Genomic DNA, 21,714 nt, shown 5'->3' on the forward strand with positions numbered 1-21,714 from the left:
TGACTGCTAGCCCAGTTCTGCCAGGACCTTCGCCACGATTTTCTGGACCGTGAGTCCGTAGCGGTCGTGGAGGGTGGGCAGGGCACCGGCGTCGAGGAACTGATCCGGCAGGGCAATCGGTACGACGCGTTTGGCCAGGCCGGCGGTGACGACGGCGGAAGCGACAGTTTCGAAGAGCCCGCCGACCACGCTGTGGTTTTCCAGCGTCACCGCAAGGCGGTCGGTGTTGAGCTCCGCCAGGACCGTCGCGGCGTCGAAGGGTTTGATGGTGGGCGCGTGGACAACTGCGACGTCGACGTGGTGCGCGGCGAGGGCTTTTGCGGCCTGGAGGGCGCGCATGGTCATCAGGCCGCTCGAGATGAAGACGACGTCGGCGCCGCCGCGCAAGACCTTGGCCTTGCCGAGTTCGAAGCTGTAGTCGTACTCGTCCAGGACGGTCGGGACGTTTCCGCGCAGCAGGCGGAGGTAGCTGGGCCCTGCGCTGGCGGCAAGCTGGGGGACGGCCTGCTCGATGTCCAGGGAGTCGCACGGGTCCACGATGATCAGGTTGGGCATGCCGCGGAAGATCGCCATGTCCTCGGTGGCCTGGTGGCTTGGCCCGTACCCGGTGGTCAGGCCGGGGAGACCGCCGACGATGTTGACATTCAGGTTCGGTTCGGCCGCGTCCAGGCAGAGGAAGTCGTAGGCCCGCCGCGCCGCAAAGACGGAGTATGTGGACGCGAACGGCACCAGGCCTGTCTCGGCCAGACCGGCGGCGGCCCCGAAGAGCAGCTGCTCGGCCATGCCCATCTGGAAGAACCGTTCCGGGTAGGCCTGGGCAAAGATGTGCATGTCGGTATATTTGCCCAGATCGGCGGTCAGGCCGACGATCTTGTCGTTGCCCTGGGCGGCCTTGACCAGGGCGTGCCCGAACGGGGCCGACGCCGTTTTCTGGCCCGGGTCCGCGAAGGACGCGATCATGGCTGAGGTTTTCAGCTTCGGTGCGGTGGAGGTGCTCATCGGCTGGCCTTCTCTTCGTATCCTGCAGTCAACTGCTCGCGGCAGGTCTGCCACTCGTGGTCCTCGATGCGCATGAAGTGCGCCTTCTCGCGTTCCTCCAGCAGCGGTACACCCCGGCCGACTTTGGTGTCGCACAGGATTACGGACGGACGTCCAGTGGCGGCGGCCTGTGCTGCTGCGTTGTCGAACGCTGCCAGCAACGCGCTGATGTCGTTGCCGTCCACGCGCTGCGTGTACCAGCCGAAGGCTTCCCACTTTTCGGTGACGGGTTCGGTGCGGAGCACGGTGTCGGTCTTGCCGTCGGCCTGCAGGGCGTTGATATCGACCATGGCGGTCAGGTTGCCGAGCTGGTGGTGGTGGGCGCCCATCGCGGCCTCCCAGGTGGAGCCTTCGTCGAGTTCGCCGTCGGAGAGGAAGTTGTAGACCCTCACGGGGGAGCCCTGATGGCGCAGGCCCAGGGCGATGCCGACCGCGATGGAGAGCCCGTGGCCAAGGGATCCGCCGGAGATCTCCATCCCGGGTGTGTAGGTGGACATCCCGGACATCGGCAGCCGTGAATCGTCCGAGCCGTAGGTTTCCAGTTCCTCGACCGGGATGATCCCGGCCTCGGCCAGGGCCGCGTAGTGCCCGATCGCGTAGTGGCCGGTGGAGAGGAGGAACCGGTCGCGGACGGACCACTCCGGATCGTCGGCGCGGAAGCGCAACTGGTCCGCATAAACAGCGGCGAGCATGTCCGCCGCGCCCAGGGCCTGGCCCACGTAGCCCTGGCCCTGCACCTCGCCCATGTTCAGCGCATGGTGCCGAATCCGATATGCGGCGCCGCCGACACGCGCCGAGCGCTCCGTTGCCGTCTCGCCGGGAATCCGCCCGGCCGTGTGAACTGCCTGCGTTGCTGCCATCAGACGATCACCGGCTCGGGGGTGCTTTTGCTGGCCTCGTCCGCGAGCTGGCGCTCGCGCTTGCCCCAGGTTTCGCGGGTGGCGACGGCGGCCCAGAGGCCGATGGCGGCGTACAGGCTGAAGAGCAATGCCGGTCCCATCCACCCAAAGCTGACGAACAGCAGCGTGGTGATGAACGGCGTGAAGCCGGAGACCATGGCCGAGATCTGGTAGGCAAGCGAGGCGCCGGAGGCGCGGGTCTTGGCCTGGAAAAGCTCCGGGAACCAGGCGCCCTGGGCGCCGGCGAGGGAGTTCTGGCACACCGCGTACGAAACGACGAGGGTGGCGATGATCAGGATGAAGAGTCCGGTATTGACCAGCAGGAACATGGGGATGCCGAACAGCAGGGCGAAAGCGCAGGACCAGACATAGAGCGGGCGGCGGCCGATCCTGTCCGTCAGCCGGGCCCAGGCCTGGGTGGCGAGGATGCCGATGGCCGAGGCGATGCACAGCGCCACGAGAGTCTGGGTCTTGTCGGCCAAGTGCTGGCTGTTCAGGTAGGAAATCATGTAGGTGATGGACACGGCGTAACCTGCGGTCTCGGCAATGCGGAGGCCGATGCCCTTGACGATATTGCGCCAGTCGGTCTTGAGGACCTCCGTGATGGGCGACTTCACAATGTCGCCGCTGTCCTTGACCTCGTCAAAAACGGGGGACTCGGGGACCTTGGAGCGAATGATGAGGCCGACGGCGACCAGCACGATGCTGGCGAGGAACGGAATGCGCCAGGAGAGTTCGCCGCCGAGCTGGGCGCTGGCGAGGAACACCAGGTTTGCCAGCAGCAGCCCGACCGGGAAGCCTGCCTGGACCATGCCGGTGTACTTGCCCTTGGACTTCCAGGGAGCATGTTCGTAGCTCATCAGGATCGCGCCGCCCCATTCCGCGCCGAAGGCCAGGCCCTGGACGATGCGGACGAACACGAGCAGGGCAGGGGCCAGCAGGCCGACCTGGCTGTAGGTGGGCAGCAGGCCGATCACGAAGGTGGCGATGCCCATCAGGATCAGCGATGCGACCAGAACCGGCTTGCGGCCGAGTTTGTCTCCCAGGTGGCCGCCGATGATGCCGCCGATGGGACGGGCGGCAAATCCGACGCCCAGCGTGGCGAAGGCGGCGAGGGTGCCCGTCACCGGGTCTCCGGTGGGGAAGAAGGCAGTTCCGAAATACAGGGCGGCTGCCGTGCCGAATCCGATGAAGTCGTAGGTCTCGATCACTGCGCCAACGCCGGAACCAATGGCGACCCGCCTTGCATCCTTGGTGCCGTGGACCGGGCCCCGCATGGTGAGAGCTTCTTTGCTCATTGTGAATCCCTTTCGAAGAGCGAGTGACGCCTCCGCGCCACCACTGTCGACTGTTAACAAATGATACGCCAGTGTGACCCCCGCCATACGTGAATGTCAACAGTCAACTTCAAAGGTTGACTGTTGACAGTAGACATCCGTAATGTGGTTTGCATCACCACCGCCCCCGGGCATGACCAGAGGATCAACGACGATGTTCAACCCCCGACTCGGCTGCTCATCCATCAGTTTCCGCCACCAGGACCTGCCCGCGGCGCTGCGCACCATCACCGACCTCGGCTTCGGGGAAATCGACCTTGGCGCGCTCCCCGGCGTCTGTGACCACGTCCCCTACGACCTGGATGCCGGCGCCGTCGCCGCCGTGACGGCCGACGTCGTTGCCTCGGGGCTGCGGGTCCGCTCGGTCAACGGGGACATCGGGGACCTGAACGCCGTGCTCGACGCCGAGGGCGTCGCTGCCCGCGAGCGGCACCTCGAGGCCCTGCTCACCCTCACGGCGGGCACCGGTGCCAAGGCCTTGGTCCTTCCCTGCGGAGCCCTGAGCCATGATCCGGTCCGCAGCCTTGAGAAGGACCTGGACACCATCGCCGCCGGGCTGACACACGCCGAGCAGCGCGCCGCCGAGTTCGGCGTCGAACTCTGGACCGAGTCCCTGCATTTCCTCCGGTTCTGCTGGAACCTCGAGCGCGCCGAACTGCTGGCCCAGCGGTTGGCGGAATCGGGCGTCGGAATCGTCATGGACTTCAGCCACATCGTGGCCGCCGGCGAGGACCCGCTCGAGTACCTCCGGCGCCACGAGGGCCGGATTTCCCACATCCACCTGCGCGACGCGGTCCCCGGAAACATCAACCTGAGCATCGGCAACGGCCACGCGGACTTCGCGGCAGGGCTCCGGGCTGCCGCCGCGCAGGGCTACACCGGGCATTTCTCGCTCGAACTCGAAACCCGGGATGTTACCCACGAGGAACGCCCGGCCGCGGCCGCCAAGGCCGCCAGCTACATCACCGACCTCATCTGAGCAGCCGATCCCGGCAGAGCCACAACACACACCATTCAAGGAGCATCATGAGCAACACCATCCAGCGCACCGCCGTCCTGACCGGAGCCACCTCGGACCGGGGCATCGGCATCACCACCGCACGCCGCTACGCCAACGACGGCTGGGCCGTCGTGATCCTGGACCTCGACGGCGAGAAGTCCGCCAAAGTGGCCGCCGACATCGGCAACGAATTCAACGTTCCCGCCTTCGGCCACGAGATCGATGTCGCCAGCGAGGAGTCCGTCGCCGCGGCCTACCAGGCCGTGGCGGCCGAGGTCCGTTCCGGGAACCTTCCCCCGGTCGGTGCCCTCGCCAACATTGCCGGCATCACCTCGCCGTTGCCTTTCCTGGAGACCACGCTGGAGCTGTGGAACAAGGTCATGGCGGTGAATTCCACGGGCACCTACCTCGTCACCAAGGCTTTCCTGCCGGACATGATCGCGAGTGGCTGGGGCCGGATCGTCAACATGTCCTCCGTCTCGGCCCAGCGCGGCGGCGGCGTCTTCGGCAAGGTCCCGTACTCCGCCGCCAAGGCCGCCATCCTCGGCTTCACCAAGGCGCTTGCCCGTGAAATCGGCAGCACCGGCGTGACAGTCAACGCCATCACGCCCGGCGCGGTGGACACCAACATCCGGGTCGGCAGCACCGACGAGCAGGAAGCCGCCATCAACGCCGGCATTCCCGTGGGCCGGAATGCCAGCACCGAGGAAATCGCGGCCGTGATCACCTTCTTGTCCTCCGAGGAGTCCGCCTACCTCACCGGAACCACCATCGACATCAACGGCGGAAGCCACATCCACTAGCAGCCCTCGCAGGCGCAGGTTAGAGAGCCCAAGATGACCAGAATATTCAACGACCCCGCCGACTTTGCCGAGGAAGCCCTCGCAGGATTCTGCGACCTCCACTCGGACCTGGTCCGGCAGGTGCCAGACGGTGCCGTCCGCCGCCGCCGCTTCGCCAACCGGAAAGTCGCGGTGCTGGCCGGCGGCGGCTCGGGCCACTACCCGGCCTTCGCCGGACTGATTGGCGCCGGACTGGCGGACGGTGCCGTGGTGGGAAACATCTTCACCTCGCCCTCGGCGCAGCAGGCGTATTCCGTGGCGAAGTCCGCAGAGGACGGCGCCGGCGTTGTCTTCGCGTACGGTAACTACGCTGGCGACGTGATGAACTTCGGGATGGCCAGCGAACGGCTGGCCGCCGAAGGGATCGCCGTCGAGAACGTGCTCGTGACGGACGACATCGCCAGCGCCCCGCCGTCGGAGTCCGGCAAGCGCCGCGGCATCGCCGGGGACTTCACCGTCTTCAAGATCATGGGGGCCGCCGCCGAGGCGGGCGCAAACCTGGCCGACGTCGTCCGGCTCGGGCGCAAGGCCAATGGGCTGACCCGCAGCATTGGAAGCGCGTTCCATGGCTGCACCTTCCCGGGAGCGGCGGCGCCGCTGTTCACGCTCAAGGATGGGGAAATGGGCCTGGGCCTCGGGATCCATGGCGAGCCGGGGCTTTTCGACACCGAGCTGCCGCCCGCGAAGGAACTTGGCCAGGAACTCGTCTCCCGCGTGCTCGCAGAGACACCCCAGGGCACCAGCCGGCGGATCGCAGTGATCCTCAACGGCCTCGGATCCACCAAGCACGAAGAGCTGTTTGTGCTGTGGCTGACCGTCGCCCCGCTGCTTCGCGCCGCGGGCTACACGCTGGTGATGCCCGAGGTCGGTGAACTGGTCACAAGCCTGGACATGGCCGGCATCTCGCTGAGCGTCACCTGGCTGGATGAGGAGCTCGAGCCTCTCTGGACGGCTCCGGCGGAAACACCCGCCTACCGGCGAGGCGCGGCCGCCCTGCTGCCAGGATCCGCGGACACCGACGAGGCTCCCGGCGGCGCCGCTGCTGCTGGCGTGTTCGAGGCCGGGGAGGGGTCGCGGGCCTACGCCGACAAATGTGTTGCTGCCCTCCGCGGCGCCCGCGAAGCGCTGCATGAAGCCGAACAGCGGCTCGGCGACCTCGACGCTGTTGCCGGGGACGGCGACCGCGGGCGGGGCATGGTCCGCGGAGTCGATGCCGCCGCCGCCGCAGCCGCGGAGGCGTTCGTCCAGGGCGCGGGCGCCGGCGACGTACTGGCCGCGGCTGGCGACGCCTGGGCGGACAAGGCCGGCGGCACCTCCGGTGTGTTGTGGGGCGCCGGTCTGCGGGCCTTCGGCGAGTCCCTCGGCGACGAGCATGCCCCCGGCGTGGATGAGCTTGCCGCCGCAGTGCAGTCCTTCGCGTCCCGGATTGTTGAGCTGGGCCAAGCCGAGGTGGGCGACAAGACCATGGTGGACGCGCTGGTTCCTTTTACGGACACGCTCCGTCGTTTGGCGGACGGAGGGGGAGCGCCCGGGCTGATCTGGGCCGAAGCGGCCAGGGCGGCCACCGCCGCGGCGGAAGCCACCGCGGCCCTGCGTCCGCGCCGGGGACGAGCCCGTCCGCTCGCGGAAAAGAGTGTGGGGACGCCCGATCCGGGGGCCACCTCGCTGGCGATGATCTTCAGCGTCATGGGACCGCACCTCACCGCGGTCCGGCAGCCGGCGGGGGGCCAGCTCATGAACCGCTCCCAGACAGGCCCCGAATCCGCCGAGGGTGCGGCGGAAGGACTTCCGGCGGGCATCCGCCTCATTGTGGGCGCCGACGAGGCCGGCGTCGACTACAAGGACAGGATCCTGGCGGATCTCCGCTCGGACCCTCGGGTCAGCGAGATCATCGACATCGGCGTCAACCGCGGCGACGCACCCGAGCAGTTCACCCGGCCCTACCCGTACGTGGGCATCGCGGCCGGCGAGCTGATTCGGGACGGCCACGCGGACCGGGCCATCCTGTTCTGCGGGACGGGGATCGGTGTGGCCATCGCCGCGAACAAGGTGGACGGCATCCGCGCGGCCACCGCCCACGACTCGTTCAGTGTGGAGCGTTCGGTGCTGTCCAACGACTGCCAGATCCTGACGATGGGCCAGCGGGTGGTCGGGGTGGAACTGGCCCGCCGGCTTGCCCGGGAGTGGCTGGGCTACACCTTTGACCCCACCTCGGCCTCGGCGGAGAAGGTGAAGGTGCTCACCGACTTCGAGGGCTGCTGAGCGCGGCCCGTTACTGGACCGTCACCTTGACCCGCTGCACCACGTTGTTGCCCATGCCCTGGTAGTTCCAGACCTGCTCCAGCGGCTGGGTGGCACCGGTGGCGTCGGTGGCGCGGCAGGACAACTCGTGGTCTCCGGGGTCGGCCACCCACGGCAGGGACCAGGCGCACCAGGCGAAGGGCGCGGCCGGGTGCTGCAGCTGCGCGGGCGCCCACTTGCCGTCGATTCCCACCTCGACGCGCCGTACTGCACCCTCGCCTGACCATGCCCGGCCGGTCAGTATCACCGGCCCGGCCGGAACGATCCGGCTCCGGGTGAAGAAGTCCGGGACGCCCGGGGGGACCATCAGGGCGCGGACCTTGATCCAGCTGACCGGCGTGCCGGCGTCGTCCGCGTCCTGCTGGTAGCGGTACGCGACGGATTGCTGGAATCCCTCGAACGGCTTGGTCAGCACCGTGACCGAGGTCAGCCACTTCACGCTCGCCATGCCGTACCAGCCCGGGACCACCAGCCGCAGCGGGTAGCCGTGCTGCGGTGGCAGCTCATGGCCGTCCATCTGGTAGGCCAGCACGATGTCGGGGCGCAGCGCCTCGGCAACCGGGAGGCTCCGGGCGAACTGCTGCCGGACGCCGCCCTGGATTCCGCTGTCGGCGCCGGCGAAAGCCACCTCCACGGCGTCGTCGTCCACCCCGGCCTGGGCCAGCAGGTAGGCGAGCGGGACCCCGGTCCACACGGCGGTGCCGACGGCCTCCAGCTGCCAGGGCTGGCTGAGCGGGCGGGGCCGCAGCAGCGAGCGGCCGTTGCCGGCGCACTCCAAGGTCACCGGGACGCTGATCATCGGCGCCCGGCGGAGCGCTTTCAGGTTCAGCTCCAACGACCGCTGGACGGCGCCGCCGATCTGCAGGTGCCAGTGCGCGGCATCGATGAACGGGATGTCGAAGTGGTTCAGCAGGTAGTGCAGCCCGGGCGGTGTGGTGTCACTCCGCAGGGCCTCCAGCGGCATCGAGTGATTCCGCACGGCGAGCTGGAGTTCCTCCGCCGTCAGCGGGCCGTGGCTCGGCTCGCCGGGGTGCGGCGAGGGCTTCCGTCCGTGGCGCGGTGTTTTCAAGATGGACGAGTGTCGCGACATCTGCTTTGGCATGGCACTGCGATTCTGTTCCGGACCGGCTCGGCTTTGGACCGGTGTCACCCGTCTTCAGGTCTACGCCGCAGTCCGGAACCCGTCAATACTGTCCAACCCGGCACGGTGGTGGCTGCGCGCGGGCCTAAATCGTGTGCGACACGGCCAGGAATTGTGCCAGGCCCAGCGGTTCGCGCCCGGTGAGTTCGTGGACGGCGGACGTCGGCCCGGCCAGTTCGCCGGCGGCGATCGCGGTGTAGGTGCTCACCCATGCGTCCACCTGCCACGGCGGAGCACCGTAGGAGGCCCGCGAGGCGTAGGCCTCCTCGAGGGTCTCATTGTGGAACGTGATGGTCCGGCCTGTCCCGGCGGTGAGGAGTTCCGCGGCCGTGGCCAGGGAAACGTCTTCGGGACCGGTGAGATCGTAGCTTCTGCCGACGTGCAGGGCCGGGTCCCGGAGCACGGTGACGGCGGAACGTGCGATGTCCGCCCGGGCGACGGCTGCCATTACACCGTCCCCGGCGGGGCCGCGGATAACACCGTCCGCCCCCGCCAGCAACGGCAGGAAGTCCAAGTAGAAGTTGTCCCGCAGAAAGGTGAAATCCATCCCGGAGGCCTTGATGTGCTCCTCGGTGGCGAAGTGGTCCCGGCCCAGAGTGAAGACGGAATCAGCTGCCGCGCCGAAGAACGAGGTGTAGACGACGTGCCGCACGCCGGCCGCGGCCGCCGCGTCCACAAACGTGTAGTGCTGCTGCAGCCGGTCCTCGGCCTCGGCCGCGGAGACCATAAAGAGCGTCCTCACCCCCTCAAGGGCGGCTTTCGAGAGCACCGGGTCGGCGTAGCTAACCAACACGGGGACAGCGTGTTCCAGGTCCGGGGCCCGGTGGAGGTCGCGCACAAGGAGCCGCTGCGGGGTGCCGGCTTCGGCGAGCAGCCGGGCCACCACGCCGCCCAGGTGCCCGGTGGAACCGGTGACGGCGAGCGTGGGGGCGCCGGTCATGGGCTTATGCCTCCCGGGAGGCGGGTGACTTGGTCTGCGCCGGGTCGCGTTCGGCCAGCGGGCCGATGACGGCGTCGATCTTCTCCATGATTCCGGCGTCCAGTTTCACGCCCGCGGCCGCCACGTTCTTCTCGATCTGTTCCGGCCGGGACGCACCCATGATGGCGGAGGCCACGTTCTTGTTCTGCAGCACCCAGGCGATGCTCAGCTGGGCCATGGTCAGCCCGGCCTCCTCCGCGATCGGCTTGAGCTGCTGGACGCCGGTGAGGACCTCGTTGGACATCCAGCGCTCGATCATTTTCGAGCCGCCCTTGGAATCCGTGGCGCGGCTGCCCTCCGGGGCTGGCTTGCCGGGGTGGTATTTGCCGCTCAGCACGCCCTGCGCCATCGGCGACCAGACGATCTGGGAAAGGCCGAGCTCCTCGGAGGCCGGAATCACCTCGGCCTCGATGACCCGCCACAGCATGGAGTACTGCGGCTGGTTGGAGATCAGCTGGAAGCCGAGTTCCTTGGCGAGGGCGTGGCCGTCACGGATCTGGCTGGCCGTCCATTCGCTGACGCCGATGTAGAGGGCCTTGCCCTGCCGCACGATGTCCGCGAAGGCCTGCATGGTCTCTTCCAGCGGGGTTTCGTAGTCGTAGCGGTGGGCCTGGTAGAGGTCCACGTAGTCCGTCTGCAACCGGGTCAGTGAGCCGTTGATGGCCTCCAGTATGTGCTTGCGGGACAGGCCAAGATCGTTGTGGCCCTTGGGGCCGGTGGGGCCGAAGACCTTGGTGAAGATTTCCAGCGATTCCCGCCGCTCATCCTGGAGGGCCGTGCCGAGCACGGTCTCCGCGGCCGTGTTGGCGTAGACGTCCGCGGTGTCGAAGGTGCTGATACCGGCGTCGAGGGCGGCCCGGACGCACTGGGTGGCGACCTCGTTCTCCACCTGGGAACCGTGCGTGAGCCAGTTGCCGAAGGTGATTTCCGAAATCTTGAAGCCGCTGTTCCCGAGGTATCTGAATTCCATGGGTTTCACCGTAGCCGACTTGCCTGCCCGGGGTAAGGCCTCAGCCTGCTTTGCGCTCCTGGGCCTGGGGTTTGGGCAGTTGTTTGTTCTGCGGCCTGGGCAGTTGTTCGTTCAGGGGCCCGCCCAGGGGCTTCCTGGGCAGCGGCAGGTGGCCGGGAAGTGATACCAGCGAGCCCGTGTCCAGCAGTGACTTCGCGGCGGGCATCGGGGATTTCTTAAAGGCCGGCGGGACCGTGCCGAGCTGGCCATTCCGGTCCGTGGCTGACTCCACGAGCGGCGCCACGGCCGCTATGTCCTGGGCCGGAGCTGTGGGGCTGGGCAGTTCGCGGACCGAAACCTTGACTTCCGGGGCAGCGGCCGCCTTGGCCCGGGCGGCGGCACGGGCATCGGCCCGTTCGACGGCGGCGGACCAGTCCGGTGCCAGGACGGGTTCCTTCTTGGCGGCTGTGGCGGGCCTGGCGGGCTTGCCCGGTTTGGCGGCCTTCCCCGGTTTGGCAGTCTTGCCGGACTGAGGCTGCGGGGCGGCCCCGATGGTCCGGAGTGGGCTGTCCTGCTGGACGGGTGGGGCAATTCGTTCGGCTCTGCTGCCGGTCCTGAACAGCCCGTGCCCTACGGCCATGACGGTCACGGCGACCAGCCGGCCGAGGCCGGCAATCACCAGTGTGGCCACAAAGACGAGGAAGAGACCGAAGAACATGACCAGCGCCACTCCCAGGGTCCCGAAGAAGGTCAGGTTGAGGGCGATAGTTGTCGGATCTCCCACTTCATCTCTCCTAACTGGCCTCGCCGCGACGTGTCCCGCCCAGGACGGCGGGCAGAGCAGGACCCCTTAACAATACGTACTTTTTCCCCCGGACACGCAGGCATCCGGCCTCTTCGCGGAGACGTGTCAAAGCTGTTATGCGTGCCGCCGGCCCGGTGCCGCCGGGCCGTGCGTCTATAGTCGGAAGGAGCCTGCCGGCGTCGTCCGGCCCCCGGAAAGGACAAACTGTGACGCCCCCAGCCGCTGCCGGTCCCGGAGCCCCTGCCCGGCCGGACCAGGCCCCGTTCCAGGGCAACTGCCCCTGCCTTTCCGGGGAGCAGTACGGGGAGTGCTGCGGCCGCTTCCACCGCGGCGAGGCGGAAGCGCCAACGGCTGAACAACTGATGCGCTCCCGGTACAGCGCCTTCGTCGTGCTGGACGCCGGCTACCTCCTGCGGACCTGGCACCCGGACACCCGGCCGGCGGCGCTGGAACTGGACCCGGACATGCAGTGGCGCCGGCTGGATATCGTCTCCACCGGGCGCGGCGGCCCGCTGGATACCGAGGGGACCGTGGAGTTCAAGGCTTACTTCCGGCAGGACGGCGAACGCGGAGTCCACCACGAGACGAGCCGCTTCCTGCGGGTCAACCGCCGCTGGTATTACTACAACGCCGTCGCCGTCGAGTTCGGCTGACCGGCCGGCGCAGCCAGCGGGCGGTTGAACAGGGCGGTTAAACAGCTAACGGGCGCCGGGCAGCGTTGCCCGACGCCCGGCAGGTTCCGGACGGCTGCCTGCCTAGCGTTCCTCGACCGTGTCCACCGGCGCGAACCCGGCGCGGTCCACCTTGCGGTGGAAATGCATGCCGGCGGTTCCGCCGATGACAGCGCCCACCAGAGCCACCGCGGCCACCACCACTGCAGCGATGATGCTGGTGCTGGTCAGCTGGCCCTCGTTGACCGGGATGCGGGGGAAGCTATTGAGCTGGGCCAGGATGTTGTACTTCTGGCCTGCCACGAGGCCGAGGATGGCGACAACGACCGCGGCGATGAGGGCCCAGATCCACACCATGAACCCCTGCTTCGCTCCGTTGAAGCGCGCCATCCGGCCGGCGACGTAGCCGCCGGCGAAGTAGGACACAAACAGGATCACCAGCAGCACGATGATGCCGACGAGTCCCACGGATTCGTTGCCGGAGGTGACCGTGGCGTTGACGTCCGTGTTGGTGGCAAGCCCGACGGCGGTGCCGGCGGCGGCGACCAGCGCGGTCAGGAGCACAGCCAGACCGGTGGCGGCGAGCCAGCCGAAGAAGGCCGAACCGATCTGGATCCCACCGAACTGCTCCTTTTCGCGGGCCACCACGGTTTCGCGGGTGGGAACCTCTTCGACGACAGTGTCGCGCGGGGGAGTGACACGGGCGGGCTCGTCATGGCGCACGGCCGTTACGGGCTGGCTTCGGGTCGGCTCCGTGCGGACCGGTTCAGTGTGGACCACGTCCTGGGCGCGGGTGGGCGTGCCGGCAGCAGCACCTGTTGGGAGGGTGCGGGTGTCGTTGGCGGAAGCGGCGCCGGGGCGGTCAGCGTCCTGCCGGGCATCGTGGATTCGGGCGTCCTGGCTCACGGCCCCATCCTCGTCACGGGCGCGGCGGGGAGTGCGATCTTCGGGGCCTGCTGGGTTGCTCATCGGGACTGCTCACTTTCACTGAATGACCCGCGCCCATTGTTTGGGCCGGGCACCGCAAGGCGGAGGCCGGTGTGCAGGCCTCAGGTCCACCTAATCACGGGCAGTCAAAGGTAGCAAGGATGCTTACTATTTTTGGGGTGGCGGGAAGGGCCGCTGACGGGCCCCCGTCAGCGGTACTTCCGGTGCAGGTTCGCCTTCATCGATGCGCGCGGACTGGCATCGGCAATCCAGGGCCCGGTTCCTTCGGACTGGTCCAGGACCCCGGCCTCCAGCCATTCGTAGTCCCCGGCCAGGACCTTGCGGGAGAGCACGTGGTCGCCGTCGTCCGTGTTCCTCCAGAGCTGGTCGAAGTATTCATCCACCCGCACCCGGGCCTGTTCACAGAACGCCTCGGCGAGTTCATAGGCGGACGCGCCCTTCTCCGGCGAGGTCCGTAGCAGCATTTCCGCCCGGGAGCAGGCGGCGGCCATCGCGAACAGTTCGGCCCCGATGTCCACAATCCGGCCCAGGAACGCCTGTTTGTGCTCGAGCTTCGCCTGCCACCGTCCCATCCCGTAGAACGTCTGCCGGGCCAGCCGCCGGGAGGACCGCTCGACGAAGCGCAGCTGCTTTGCGAGCCGGCCGAAGTCGCTGTAGGAACGTGGGTCCATGCCTGCCCCTGCGACAAGCTTGGGCAGCCACTTCGCGTAGAAACCGGACGCGCCGACGGCGGCCCTGGCCTTGTCGGACAGGCTGGCGTCCTCGGAGGCGAGGTCTCCGGCGGCCGCAAGGTGCGCGTCCACGGCCTCACGGGCGATCAGCAGTTTCATAATTTCCGAGGATCCCTCGAAGATCCGGTTGATGCGCAGGTCGCGGAGCTGCTGTTCGGCCGGCACGGCGCGCTCGCCGCGGGCCTCGAGCGAGTCCGCGGTTTCGAAGCCGCGGCCGCCCCGGATCTGCACCAGCTCGTCGGCGATCCGGCAGCTGATCTCCGTCGACCACAGCTTGGCGAGTGCCGCCTCGATACGGACGTCCTTCTGCCCGGCGTCGGCCATTTCAGCGGACAGCTCGAAGACGGCGTCCAGGGCGAAGGCGCTGGCCGCAATGAAGGCGATCTTCTTGCCCACGGCTTCATGCTTGCCCACCGGCCTGCCCCACTGGGTGCGGGCATTGGACCATTCCCGGGCGATCTTCAAGCTCCACCGGCCGGAGGCGACGCAGAGCGCCGGAAGCGCCAGCCGGCCGGTATTGAGGGTGGTGAGCGCGATTTTCAGGCCCTGCCCCTCGCGGCCCAGCCGGTTGGCCGCCGGCACCCGGACCTGGTGGAAGCGGGTGACACCGTTCTCGATGCCGCGCAGGCCCATGAAAGCGTTGCGGTTTTCCACCGTGATGCCGGGAGAATCCATCTCAACGACGAAGGCGCTGATGCCGCCCTTGTGGGCCGTGCCGTCAGCGTCGGTGCGGGACGGGACCAGCGCCATGACCACCACCAGTTCGGCGATGACGCCGTTGGTGGTCCAGAGCTTCACCCCGTCCAGGATGTAGGACTCGCCGTCATCCGAGGGGGCGGCGGTGCTGCCCATCCGGGCGGGGTCGCTGCCGACGTCGGGCTCGGTCAGCAGGAACGCGGTGATGGCGCCGGCGGCGCAGCGCGGCAAATATTCCTGCTTCTGCGCCGGGGTCCCGAAGACCTTCACCGGCTCGGGGACGCCGATGGACTGGTGCGCGGAGATCAGGGCGCCGAGGCTCGGGTGGACGGAACCCAGCAGCGCCAGCGCCCGCCCGTAATAGACCAGCGAGAGGCCCAGGCCGCCGTAGTCGCGGGGAATCTTCATGCCAAAGACCCCCATGCCGGCGAGGTCCTTAAGGTACTTGTCCGGGATCAGCGCTCCGCGTTCGATAGTGCGCCCGGACATCGTGCGGCAGTAGTCGGTCAGTCGGGCCATGAACGCTTCGCCGCGTTCGACGTCGTCCGCCGGGGCTTCCGGCCAGGGGTGGATCAGGCCGAGGTCGAAGCTGCCGAGGTACAGGCCCTTGGCGAAACTGGGCCGGTCCCAACTGGTTTCACGCGCGGCTTCGGCGATGGCGCGGGCGTCGGCCGCGGTGGCGGCCGGACCGATCGCCTCAGCGGGGACCGGTGCCATCGCGGCGGGGCCGTCGGCGGGATTGTCAGTGGCTGGATTCTCAACGGCGGAGCTCATTGGGCATCTCCTCTAACCGGGTTTACCGGCTCGAGCCCTGGATCCGCCGTGGGTGGAGGACCCTTCAGCTGTCCCGCAAGACTACCCGCGGGTAGGTTCCGGTGCTAGGGGCCGATTGGCCCATAATCTCGGCCGCGATGTCGCCGACGAAGTCACCCGGAAGCTCAACCGTGGACGCGTGGTGGACCAGCCGGTCCCAGACGTGGTTGATGCCGTGGACAAGTCCCAGCAGGACATTCGCGGCGATGATCCAGGCGAGCCGGCCAACGCCGACCAGGACCATGGCAGCGAACGACGCCGTCATCACGAAGACCGTGAGTACCAGGGCAAAGACAAGCGTTCCCACGAACACCAGCGTTGCCGTTTCCACTGCGCTTAAGTCGAACTGCATTCTTCCCCCTGCACCATTGCTTCGGCTGAATCAGTAGCCCGAGCGTAGGGTGCGGGACGTGCCCTAGCCAGAGTCCACGGGCCGTGCCGTGACTCTTGATACGGGATCGAAATGCTACCGGGGCGTAGGTCACGGGGCGGTTGCGGTAGCCCCGGGGTGCGCGGCCGGGAATGACAGCCGGGGCCTGCGTTAACCTTGTAGCTGGCAGTTTTCCGTTATCCACTGCCCGATCCCGATCCCACGGCAGACGTTAGGAGAGTGCGTGTCCCGCTCCGCCCTGTCCTCCGCCGACGCCATCAGCGCCCGGCTGCGTGACCTTGAACTCCTCACCAAGGGCCCCGCCTGGGCCCTGACCCGCTCGGCGCCGTGGGTGATCGCCGTGCTGCAGGCATCCTTTACCCGCACCCGGCCGCAGCTTCCGCTGGAACAGTTCCACGCCGACGTCGACGCCTTCCTTGAGCAGCTCCGCCGCCAGGACCCGGGGCTGGGTGGCACCGCCAACGGGAAGTCATTTGGCGATGAGTGGACCCGCAAGAACTTCCTGACCCGGCGGAACCAGTCCGGCCAGATCGTTTACGAGGTCACCGAACCCGCCGCCCGGGTCCTCGCTTTCCTGGACAGCCTCTCCAGCGAACGCTCCACCCTCAACGGTTCCCGGCTGGGCACGCTGCTGGGCGACGTCGAGAAACTCGCCAACGAGACCAACCCGGACCAGAGCGCCCGGCTGGAATCCCTCGAGGAGGAGATCGGCGAACGGCGCCAGCTGATCGAGGACATCAGCTCCGGTGATTTTGACGGCCTGCTCGACGACGAGGAGGCGGTGGAGGCTGCCGGGAACATCCTGGACCTCGCAGCGAGCCTGCCCGCGGACTACAAGAAGATGCGTGACCGGATCGAGGAGCTGGTGGGGGAGCTCCGCAACCAGATCATCGAGGAGTCCCTGAGCAAGGGCGCCACAATGGCCCAAGTGCTGGAAGCGGACAAGCGGCTGCGGCAGAGCCCGGAGGGCAGGACCTTCCGTTCCTTCACCGCGTTCCTGGAGGACCCGCAGCAGCAGCTGCGTTTCCGGTCGGCGATCGGCGAGGTGCTCAGCCGGCAGTTCGCCGATGACCTCCGCCATGAGGAACGCGAGACGCTGAAAAACCTGGTGGCGGAATTGCGTACCCAGCACAGCCAGATCCAGCGGATTTACGGCAAGCTCAGCGAAAGCCTTAACACCTATGTCCAGAGCGACGACTTCCGCCAGTCCGTCCGGCTCCGCAAGGTCCTGAGGGAGGCCGAGCAGGCCATCCGGTCCCTGCCGTATGAACGCGAACGCCCCGGGCTGGTCCGCGGACCGGTGCTGTTCAATGCCGGCTTCGAGTCTCTGGCCATGGTGAAGCTGTTCGACCCGGACGAGTTCGCGGCCCCGCCCAAGCTGGCCGACCCCATCGCTTTCAGCGACTCGGACCGGGTGCGCTCGCCGCGGACCGGCAAAGCCAGCCCCCAGGCGATCCGCGCCGCGTTCGCGGGAGCTTCCACGCTTGCCGAGGCCTGGGAGCAGCTCCCGCCGGGGGAACGCCACATCAACTCGATCCGCGCCCTGCTCTCGCACGCCCTGCACCAGGGTGCCGGCTTCGACCGCGAGGACTGGGACACTCTCGACTTCGAACAGATCGACGGCTCCACGCGCACCGCGTACCTGCCGGTCGTCACGCTTAAGAAGGATTGAACATGACTGAACTTTCCCAGGCAGCAGCGGAGGCCCCAGAGGCAGTGGAGGCGGAGCCTGCCCAGCACATCCACGCTGACCCCTTCACGTTGACCCCGCGCGACACCTTCGTCGACGGCGCCGCACTCTTCCCGGGGGACACCGGTGTCCTCCCGATGAAGGTCCGCCAGGCGCTCGTGAAACTCCTCAAGGGCCCGTACATCGATGGTGGCCGGGATGAAAAGCTCTGGACCACGCTGCTGGACAACCAGCTGATCCTGCGCAGCCGCCTGTCCGAACTCTTCCTGGCCCTGCAGCTGGACCACGAACGCAAGGTGGCCGTCCTGCGCCCGGTGGACCCGGAGGCCATCGGCGCCGGCACCCGCTCCAGCATCCTGCGGCAGCAGCGGGCCCTGAGCCGGGTGGAAACCATCGTGCTGCTCCGCCTGCGTCTGCTTCTGGACCGCCATGTCACGGCCCAGACCGACCCCACGATCACACGCGAGGAAATCGCCGAGCTCGTGGCCCACTACCAGCCGGCCGGCCAGCAGGATGCCCTCCGCGATTCCGATGTCGTCAACCGCGCCATCACCAAGCTCCTGGCCCGCCAGCTCCTCCTCACCACCGGCCTGGACGAGGTCTACACCATCTCCAATGCCTTGCCCCTGGCCCTCCCCTTTGAGAACATCGGCGACATCCCCGCCCAAATCGACGCGCTGGTGGCAGCCTCCACCGACCAGTCAGGAACGGAACCGCTCCTCGAGTTCGACGGGGACACGGCGAACACCGAGCCGGATGACACTGCAGACGACGGCGCGGTAGACGACCACACCGAAGCGGAGGAATCCAAGTGAGCATCGCCACCATGCTCCCGATGGGCGAGCTCACCAACCCCGGCCAGATGCGCCTTGCCCTGGTCCAGGTGGTCAACTGGGGCACCTTCCACGGCGCCCACACCATGCACGTGGACCGCAACGGCACCCTGCTGACCGGCAATTCCGGCGTCGGCAAATCCACTCTGTTCGACGCGATGCTCAGGGTATACGACGCGAGGCCGCGCTCCAACGAGGCCGCAGCCCAGCGCGCGGGCGGCGCGGTGGAGGACAAACGCACCACGTTCACGTACATGCGCGGCAAGGTGGGGGACAAGGCCGTGGGCGAGGGCTCGGCCAGTGCGTTCCAGCGCCCGGACGCCACCTGGTCCGCCGTCGCCCTGACCTTCGACAACGCCGCGGGCACGCGGGTGACGGTGTCGGCGCTGTTCGACCTGCCCAAAAACGGCACGGAGTCCAGCGTCGGCCGGTACTACCTGATCGACAACAAGCCACTGGACCTCATGGCCATTGAGGGCATCGCGGAGAAGCGCTTCACCAAGGCGGCGCTGGATACGGTTTTCCCGGACGCCCAGATCTTCGACGTGCACAAGGCCTTCGCGGAGCGCTTCCGGCGCCTGCTCGGGATCAATTCCGACCAGGCCCTGCCGCTGTTGCGCGTCATCCAGGCCGGCAAGGGACTCGGCGGCAGCGTCAACAACTTCTTCCGCGACCAGGTCCTGGACGCGCCGGCAACGCTGGCCGCGGCGGATGACGTCGTCGAGGAATTCAGCAACCTGATGTCCATCAGGCAGCGGCTTGAGGACGTCCGGCAGCAGCGCGACCAGCTGGCGCCGGTGCCCGGGCTGAACAGAGAGTATGCCCAGTCCCTGCTCGAAGCCAACAAGCTCCGGGAGCTCGCCGGCGAGGAATTCGCGGCGTACACGCAGCAGCTGGCCGTCACCGTCCACGAGAAGACGCTCGCCCGGTTCAAGGAGCTGGCCCAGGCGAAAGCGAAGGAGCTCGGAGCCGAGCGCGGCATCCGGGACGGACTGGCCAAGGAGCTGCGCGAGCTTGAGGCGGACTACAACAACCAGGGCGGCAACGCTATCTCCGCGATCGAGCAGTCGCTGGACAACGCCCGGGTGGGGCTCAAACTCCGCCAGCAGGTGGAGGAATCGGCCCGCAAGGCACTCTCCGACGCCGGCCTGGAACTTCAGTGGTCCGCGGCCGGCTGGGAGCAGGCCCACGAGCACGCCGCAGCCCGCTCGGCCGCGCTGAAGGACGACTCGGAGGCGCTCAAGGAGCTGCGTTTCGAGGCCTTCGACGGCCACGCGACCAGGAAGCGTGAACTCGCCGCCGCCCGGCAGGAACTGGTGTCGCTCAAGACGCGCAAGTCCCTGCTGCCGCCGTCGAGCATTGAAAACCGCAGCGCCATCGCAGCCGCCACCGGCGTCCCCGAGGAGCAGATGCCGTTCGGCGGCGAGCTGATCGACCTCGCCGAGGGCCAGGAACAGTGGCGTCCGGCCGCCGAGCGCGCGCTGCGCAGCCTCGCCACCACCCTGCTGGTCCCCGGCGAGCACTTCGCCGCGGTCACCCGCTACCTCAATGACCATTCCGTCCGCGGTGCCCTGCGCGCGGTGGACGTCTCCAAGCCCCTGCCCGGCGGCGCGCTGGCCGTGCAGGACGCGGCCGACGGCGATCTGCTCACCAAACTGGACATCCTCACCATGGGGCCCGGCGCGGAGGCCGGCGAGTGGATCCGGGAACGGATCGCCCTCGATTTCGCCTACCCGTGCGTCGAGGATCCGGACGAACTGGCCGGGCTGGACAAAGGCCTGAGCCTGGGCGGGGTGGTCAAGCGAAACCGCCACACCGTGGAGAAGGACGACCGCTTCACCTCCCGCCAGGACTATGTCCTCGGCTTCGACAACGCCGCCAAGCTGGAGCTCGTCGCGGCCCAGGTTGAGGACCTGGAGCAGGAACTGGCCAAGGCCGCCGAACTGGCGCAGAGCCGGGAGGAGTCCCACCAGGGGATGAGCCGGCAGCTTGAGGCCCTGCGCCGGGTGGCCGAGGACCACCGCCCCTGGGAGCAGGTCTCGGCCGCCGTGGCGGCGGAGGAACTCGCACGGATTGAACAGCGCCTCAAGGCTGCGCTCGACGCGCAGGCCGATCTCGAGCCGTTGCGCGCCAACATCGAGGCGGCCCGGCACGAGCACCAGTCCAGCACCGAGGCCGCGGCCGTGCTGCAGAGCGAATACAAGGCTGTCGACTCGCGGCTTTCCGCCGCCGATTCGCTGCTGGACGCCGCACGGGGCCGCCTGGCGCAGTCGCCGCCGTCGGACGCCACCGTGACCGCGCTGGAACCGTACTTCACCGGCTTCGGCGACGTCCTGGAAATGCACGAGCTGGACAACCTGGCCAACCAGGTCCGGACCCGGCTCCTCGCCGAACTGCACGCCGCCGAATCCCGCGGTCAGGCCACCTCGGAGCGGCTGACACGCACCTTCGAGGGCTTCGTGCGCGAGTGGGGAACGGCGATTTCCGCGGACCACGGCACGTCGATCGGCGCCGCGGGCGAGTTCGAAGCCCGGTACCACGCCATCGTCAGCGACGGGCTGCCGGCACAGGAGGCCGAATTCCGGCTGTTCTTCAACCAGCGCACGCACGAGTCCTTCAGCACGCTGCTGCACCTGCTGGACGAGGAGCGCCGCTCGATCACCAGCCGCATCCTGCCGCTGAACGGGATCCTGTCCGAGGTCAACTTCCATGAGGGCAGCTTCCTGGAACTGGACATCAAGCAGACCCTGCCCGCCACCGCGAAGCAGTTCAAGGACGCGATCCAGAACGCGCTCAGGGTACGCCACACCCGCCCGGGGAAGGCAGCCGGCCCGGCGCCCGGGGCTTCCAGCGCGGACGGGGACGACGACGCCGAGCTCACCAACCGCTACAAATCGCTTGAAACGCTGGTGAAACGGCTCGGCTCGCAGACCCCGGAGGACCGGCGCTGGCGTGCCGAGGTGCTGGACGTCCGCGGTCACCTCTTCATCCAGTGCAAGGAGCACCGCGAGATCCAAAGTTCCCGGGCTGAAAAGGGCGGGGGGAGAAAGACCGAGGTCTTTATGCATGCGGACACCGGTTCGATGTCCGGCGGCGAGCGGCAGCGCTTCACCGCGTTCATCATGGCCGCGGCACTGAGCTACCAGCTGGGCATCGCCGAGCAGGGCTTCACCACCTACGGCACGGTGATGATGGACGAGGCCTTTGTCCTGGCCTCGGAGGAATTCGCCGGCGCCGGCATCAAGGCGCTGCATGAGTTCGGCTTCCAGCTGCTCCTGGCCGCCCCGGAAAACGTGATCGACCTGTCCCGGCACCTGGGCTCCGTCACCGAGATCCTGCGGGACAAGCGCACCAACCGCTCCGGGGTGCTCACCGCTCCCGTGATCGGCCCGCGCCCCGGGTCCGAGGGAACCTGGCGCTCCGAGGCGAACCCGGTGGACATCGTCCTCCGCTGACCCCCGCCCCGACCCCACCCCACCCCCTCTCCCCTCTCCCCTCTAGCAACGCGTCTCCCCTCTAGCAACGCGGGGTCACTTATCGCCCATAAATCCCGTCGGGATGGGCCGTAAGTGACTCCGCGTTGCTGTTAGGTGCTGTTAGTTGCGGTGGATCGGGTCACGCGAACAGTCCGGCTCACCTGCTGTGCCCCG

The 21,714-nt window shown here is 68.0% G+C and carries 17 protein-coding genes and 1 pseudogene; 8 read left to right on the forward strand and 10 right to left on the reverse strand.

Annotated elements, in window-relative coordinates:
* Positions 1 to 6 precede the first annotated feature (6 nt).
* Genes AC1MFL_RS10140 through AC1MFL_RS10150 form a run of 3 tightly spaced genes read right to left on the reverse strand, consistent with a single transcriptional unit; the run spans position 7 to position 3,235 of the window.
* On the reverse strand, positions 7 to 999 hold the full coding sequence (locus tag AC1MFL_RS10140; RefSeq protein ID WP_479809462.1) for a transketolase family protein: 993 nt from the start codon (positions 997 to 999) through the stop codon (positions 7 to 9).
* Positions 996 to 1,898, reverse strand: a complete 903-nt coding sequence (locus AC1MFL_RS10145; RefSeq protein ID WP_479809463.1) for a transketolase — start codon at positions 1,896 to 1,898, stop codon at positions 996 to 998. The genes AC1MFL_RS10140 and AC1MFL_RS10145 overlap by 4 nt, the downstream gene beginning before the upstream one ends.
* Entirely contained in the window at positions 1,898 to 3,235 is a 1,338-nt protein-coding gene (locus AC1MFL_RS10150) for an MFS transporter (protein WP_479809464.1), read from the reverse strand. Before AC1MFL_RS10150 ends, AC1MFL_RS10145 begins: the two co-directional genes overlap by 1 nt.
* Positions 3,236 to 3,428: 193 nt before the next feature.
* On the opposite strand from AC1MFL_RS10150, the gene AC1MFL_RS10155 reads away from it, so the two are divergent.
* The 4 genes and pseudogenes from AC1MFL_RS10155 to AC1MFL_RS10170 all read left to right on the forward strand — a co-directional run bounded on the left by AC1MFL_RS10155 (position 3,429) and on the right by AC1MFL_RS10170 (position 7,378).
* The gene (locus AC1MFL_RS10155; RefSeq protein WP_479809465.1) at positions 3,429 to 4,253 is read left to right on the forward strand and encodes a sugar phosphate isomerase/epimerase family protein; all 825 of its coding nucleotides are present in this window, start codon (positions 3,429 to 3,431) and stop codon (positions 4,251 to 4,253) included.
* A gap of 47 nt (positions 4,254 to 4,300) precedes the next feature.
* Positions 4,301 to 5,077 (forward strand): SDR family NAD(P)-dependent oxidoreductase, encoded by a 777-nt coding sequence (locus AC1MFL_RS10160; RefSeq protein WP_479809466.1) that lies wholly within the window; start codon positions 4,301 to 4,303, stop codon positions 5,075 to 5,077.
* 33 nt (positions 5,078 to 5,110) lie between these two features.
* Positions 5,111 to 6,838 (forward strand): annotated as a pseudogene (locus tag AC1MFL_RS10165) (dihydroxyacetone kinase family protein); the annotation flags it as partial.
* Positions 6,839 to 6,850: 12 nt separating this feature from the next.
* On the forward strand, positions 6,851 to 7,378 hold the full coding sequence (locus tag AC1MFL_RS10170; RefSeq protein ID WP_479815420.1) for an RpiB/LacA/LacB family sugar-phosphate isomerase: 528 nt from the start codon (positions 6,851 to 6,853) through the stop codon (positions 7,376 to 7,378).
* Between the two features lie 10 nt (positions 7,379 to 7,388).
* Here AC1MFL_RS10170 and AC1MFL_RS10175 read toward each other — a convergent pair whose 3' ends face one another.
* The 4 genes from AC1MFL_RS10175 to AC1MFL_RS10190 form a co-directional block, all read right to left on the reverse strand.
* Complete coding sequence (locus AC1MFL_RS10175; RefSeq protein WP_479809467.1) at positions 7,389 to 8,507, reverse strand: sulfite oxidase; 1,119 nt, start codon at positions 8,505 to 8,507, stop codon at positions 7,389 to 7,391.
* A 136-nt stretch (positions 8,508 to 8,643) separates the two neighbouring features.
* Positions 8,644 to 9,498: an SDR family oxidoreductase gene (locus AC1MFL_RS10180; protein ID WP_479809468.1), complete on the reverse strand. Its 855-nt coding sequence runs from the start codon at positions 9,496 to 9,498 to the stop codon at positions 8,644 to 8,646.
* Between the two features lie 4 nt (positions 9,499 to 9,502).
* Complete coding sequence (locus tag AC1MFL_RS10185; RefSeq protein WP_479809469.1) at positions 9,503 to 10,507, reverse strand: aldo/keto reductase family protein; 1,005 nt, start codon at positions 10,505 to 10,507, stop codon at positions 9,503 to 9,505.
* 40 nt (positions 10,508 to 10,547) lie between these two features.
* Positions 10,548 to 11,270, reverse strand: coding sequence for a hypothetical protein (locus tag AC1MFL_RS10190; RefSeq protein ID WP_479809470.1), 723 nt, complete (start codon positions 11,268 to 11,270; stop codon positions 10,548 to 10,550).
* 227 nt (positions 11,271 to 11,497) lie between these two features.
* Here AC1MFL_RS10190 and AC1MFL_RS10195 point away from each other — a divergent pair, with 227 nt between their 5' ends.
* Positions 11,498 to 11,944 (forward strand): YchJ family protein, encoded by a 447-nt coding sequence (locus tag AC1MFL_RS10195; RefSeq protein WP_479809471.1) that lies wholly within the window; start codon positions 11,498 to 11,500, stop codon positions 11,942 to 11,944.
* A 102-nt stretch (positions 11,945 to 12,046) separates the two neighbouring features.
* Here the strand turns inward: AC1MFL_RS10195 and AC1MFL_RS10200 are convergent, their stop codons facing one another.
* The 3 genes from AC1MFL_RS10200 to AC1MFL_RS10210 all read right to left on the reverse strand — a co-directional run bounded on the left by AC1MFL_RS10200 (position 12,047) and on the right by AC1MFL_RS10210 (position 15,502).
* Positions 12,047 to 12,931 (reverse strand): TIGR04086 family membrane protein, encoded by an 885-nt coding sequence (locus AC1MFL_RS10200; protein WP_479809472.1) that lies wholly within the window; start codon positions 12,929 to 12,931, stop codon positions 12,047 to 12,049.
* A 167-nt stretch (positions 12,932 to 13,098) separates the two neighbouring features.
* Positions 13,099 to 15,111, reverse strand: coding sequence for an acyl-CoA dehydrogenase family protein (locus AC1MFL_RS10205; RefSeq protein WP_479809473.1), 2,013 nt, complete (start codon positions 15,109 to 15,111; stop codon positions 13,099 to 13,101).
* 64 nt (positions 15,112 to 15,175) lie between these two features.
* A complete protein-coding gene (locus AC1MFL_RS10210) occupies positions 15,176 to 15,502 on the reverse strand; it encodes a hypothetical protein (protein ID WP_479809474.1) in 327 nt (108 codons plus the stop codon).
* A gap of 262 nt (positions 15,503 to 15,764) precedes the next feature.
* Here AC1MFL_RS10210 and AC1MFL_RS10215 point away from each other — a divergent pair, with 262 nt between their 5' ends.
* From AC1MFL_RS10215 to AC1MFL_RS10225, 3 genes are read left to right on the forward strand one after another with little or no spacing between them, the layout of a single operon-like run.
* Positions 15,765 to 17,213: a DUF3375 family protein gene (locus tag AC1MFL_RS10215; protein ID WP_479809475.1), complete on the forward strand. Its 1,449-nt coding sequence runs from the start codon at positions 15,765 to 15,767 to the stop codon at positions 17,211 to 17,213.
* Positions 17,214 to 17,215: 2 nt separating this feature from the next.
* The gene (locus tag AC1MFL_RS10220) at positions 17,216 to 18,046 is read left to right on the forward strand and encodes a DUF4194 domain-containing protein (RefSeq protein WP_479809476.1); all 831 of its coding nucleotides are present in this window, start codon (positions 17,216 to 17,218) and stop codon (positions 18,044 to 18,046) included.
* Positions 18,043 to 21,519: an ATP-binding protein gene (locus AC1MFL_RS10225; protein ID WP_479809478.1), complete on the forward strand. Its 3,477-nt coding sequence runs from the start codon at positions 18,043 to 18,045 to the stop codon at positions 21,517 to 21,519. Before AC1MFL_RS10220 ends, AC1MFL_RS10225 begins: the two co-directional genes overlap by 4 nt.
* Positions 21,520 to 21,714: the final 195 nt, after the last annotated feature.

Source organism: Arthrobacter sp. BG3, assembly GCF_056680185.1.

What these genes read in the sequence shown, in the direction of transcription:
- AC1MFL_RS10180 (WP_479809468.1), bottom strand. Translation starts at nt 9,498, where the DNA reads ATGACCGGCGCCCCCACGCTCGCCGTCACCGGTTCCACCGGGCACCTG.
- AC1MFL_RS10155 (WP_479809465.1), top strand. Translation starts at nt 3,429, where the DNA reads ATGTTCAACCCCCGACTCGGCTGCTCATCCATCAGTTTCCGCCACCAG.
- AC1MFL_RS10140 (WP_479809462.1), bottom strand. Translation starts at nt 999, where the DNA reads ATGAGCACCTCCACCGCACCGAAGCTGAAAACCTCAGCCATGATCGCG.
- AC1MFL_RS10150 (WP_479809464.1), bottom strand. Translation starts at nt 3,235, where the DNA reads ATGAGCAAAGAAGCTCTCACCATGCGGGGCCCGGTCCACGGCACCAAG.
- AC1MFL_RS10210 (WP_479809474.1), bottom strand. Translation starts at nt 15,502, where the DNA reads ATGCAGTTCGACTTAAGCGCAGTGGAAACGGCAACGCTGGTGTTCGTG.
- AC1MFL_RS10170 (WP_479815420.1), top strand. Translation starts at nt 6,851, where the DNA reads ATGAACCGCTCCCAGACAGGCCCCGAATCCGCCGAGGGTGCGGCGGAA.
- AC1MFL_RS10175 (WP_479809467.1), bottom strand. Translation starts at nt 8,507, where the DNA reads ATGTCGCGACACTCGTCCATCTTGAAAACACCGCGCCACGGACGGAAG.
- AC1MFL_RS10200 (WP_479809472.1), bottom strand. Translation starts at nt 12,931, where the DNA reads ATGAGCAACCCAGCAGGCCCCGAAGATCGCACTCCCCGCCGCGCCCGT.
- AC1MFL_RS10160 (WP_479809466.1), top strand. Translation starts at nt 4,301, where the DNA reads ATGAGCAACACCATCCAGCGCACCGCCGTCCTGACCGGAGCCACCTCG.
- AC1MFL_RS10185 (WP_479809469.1), bottom strand. Translation starts at nt 10,507, where the DNA reads ATGGAATTCAGATACCTCGGGAACAGCGGCTTCAAGATTTCGGAAATC.
- AC1MFL_RS10220 (WP_479809476.1), top strand. Translation starts at nt 17,216, where the DNA reads ATGACTGAACTTTCCCAGGCAGCAGCGGAGGCCCCAGAGGCAGTGGAG.
- AC1MFL_RS10145 (WP_479809463.1), bottom strand. Translation starts at nt 1,898, where the DNA reads ATGGCAGCAACGCAGGCAGTTCACACGGCCGGGCGGATTCCCGGCGAG.
- AC1MFL_RS10205 (WP_479809473.1), bottom strand. Translation starts at nt 15,111, where the DNA reads ATGAGCTCCGCCGTTGAGAATCCAGCCACTGACAATCCCGCCGACGGC.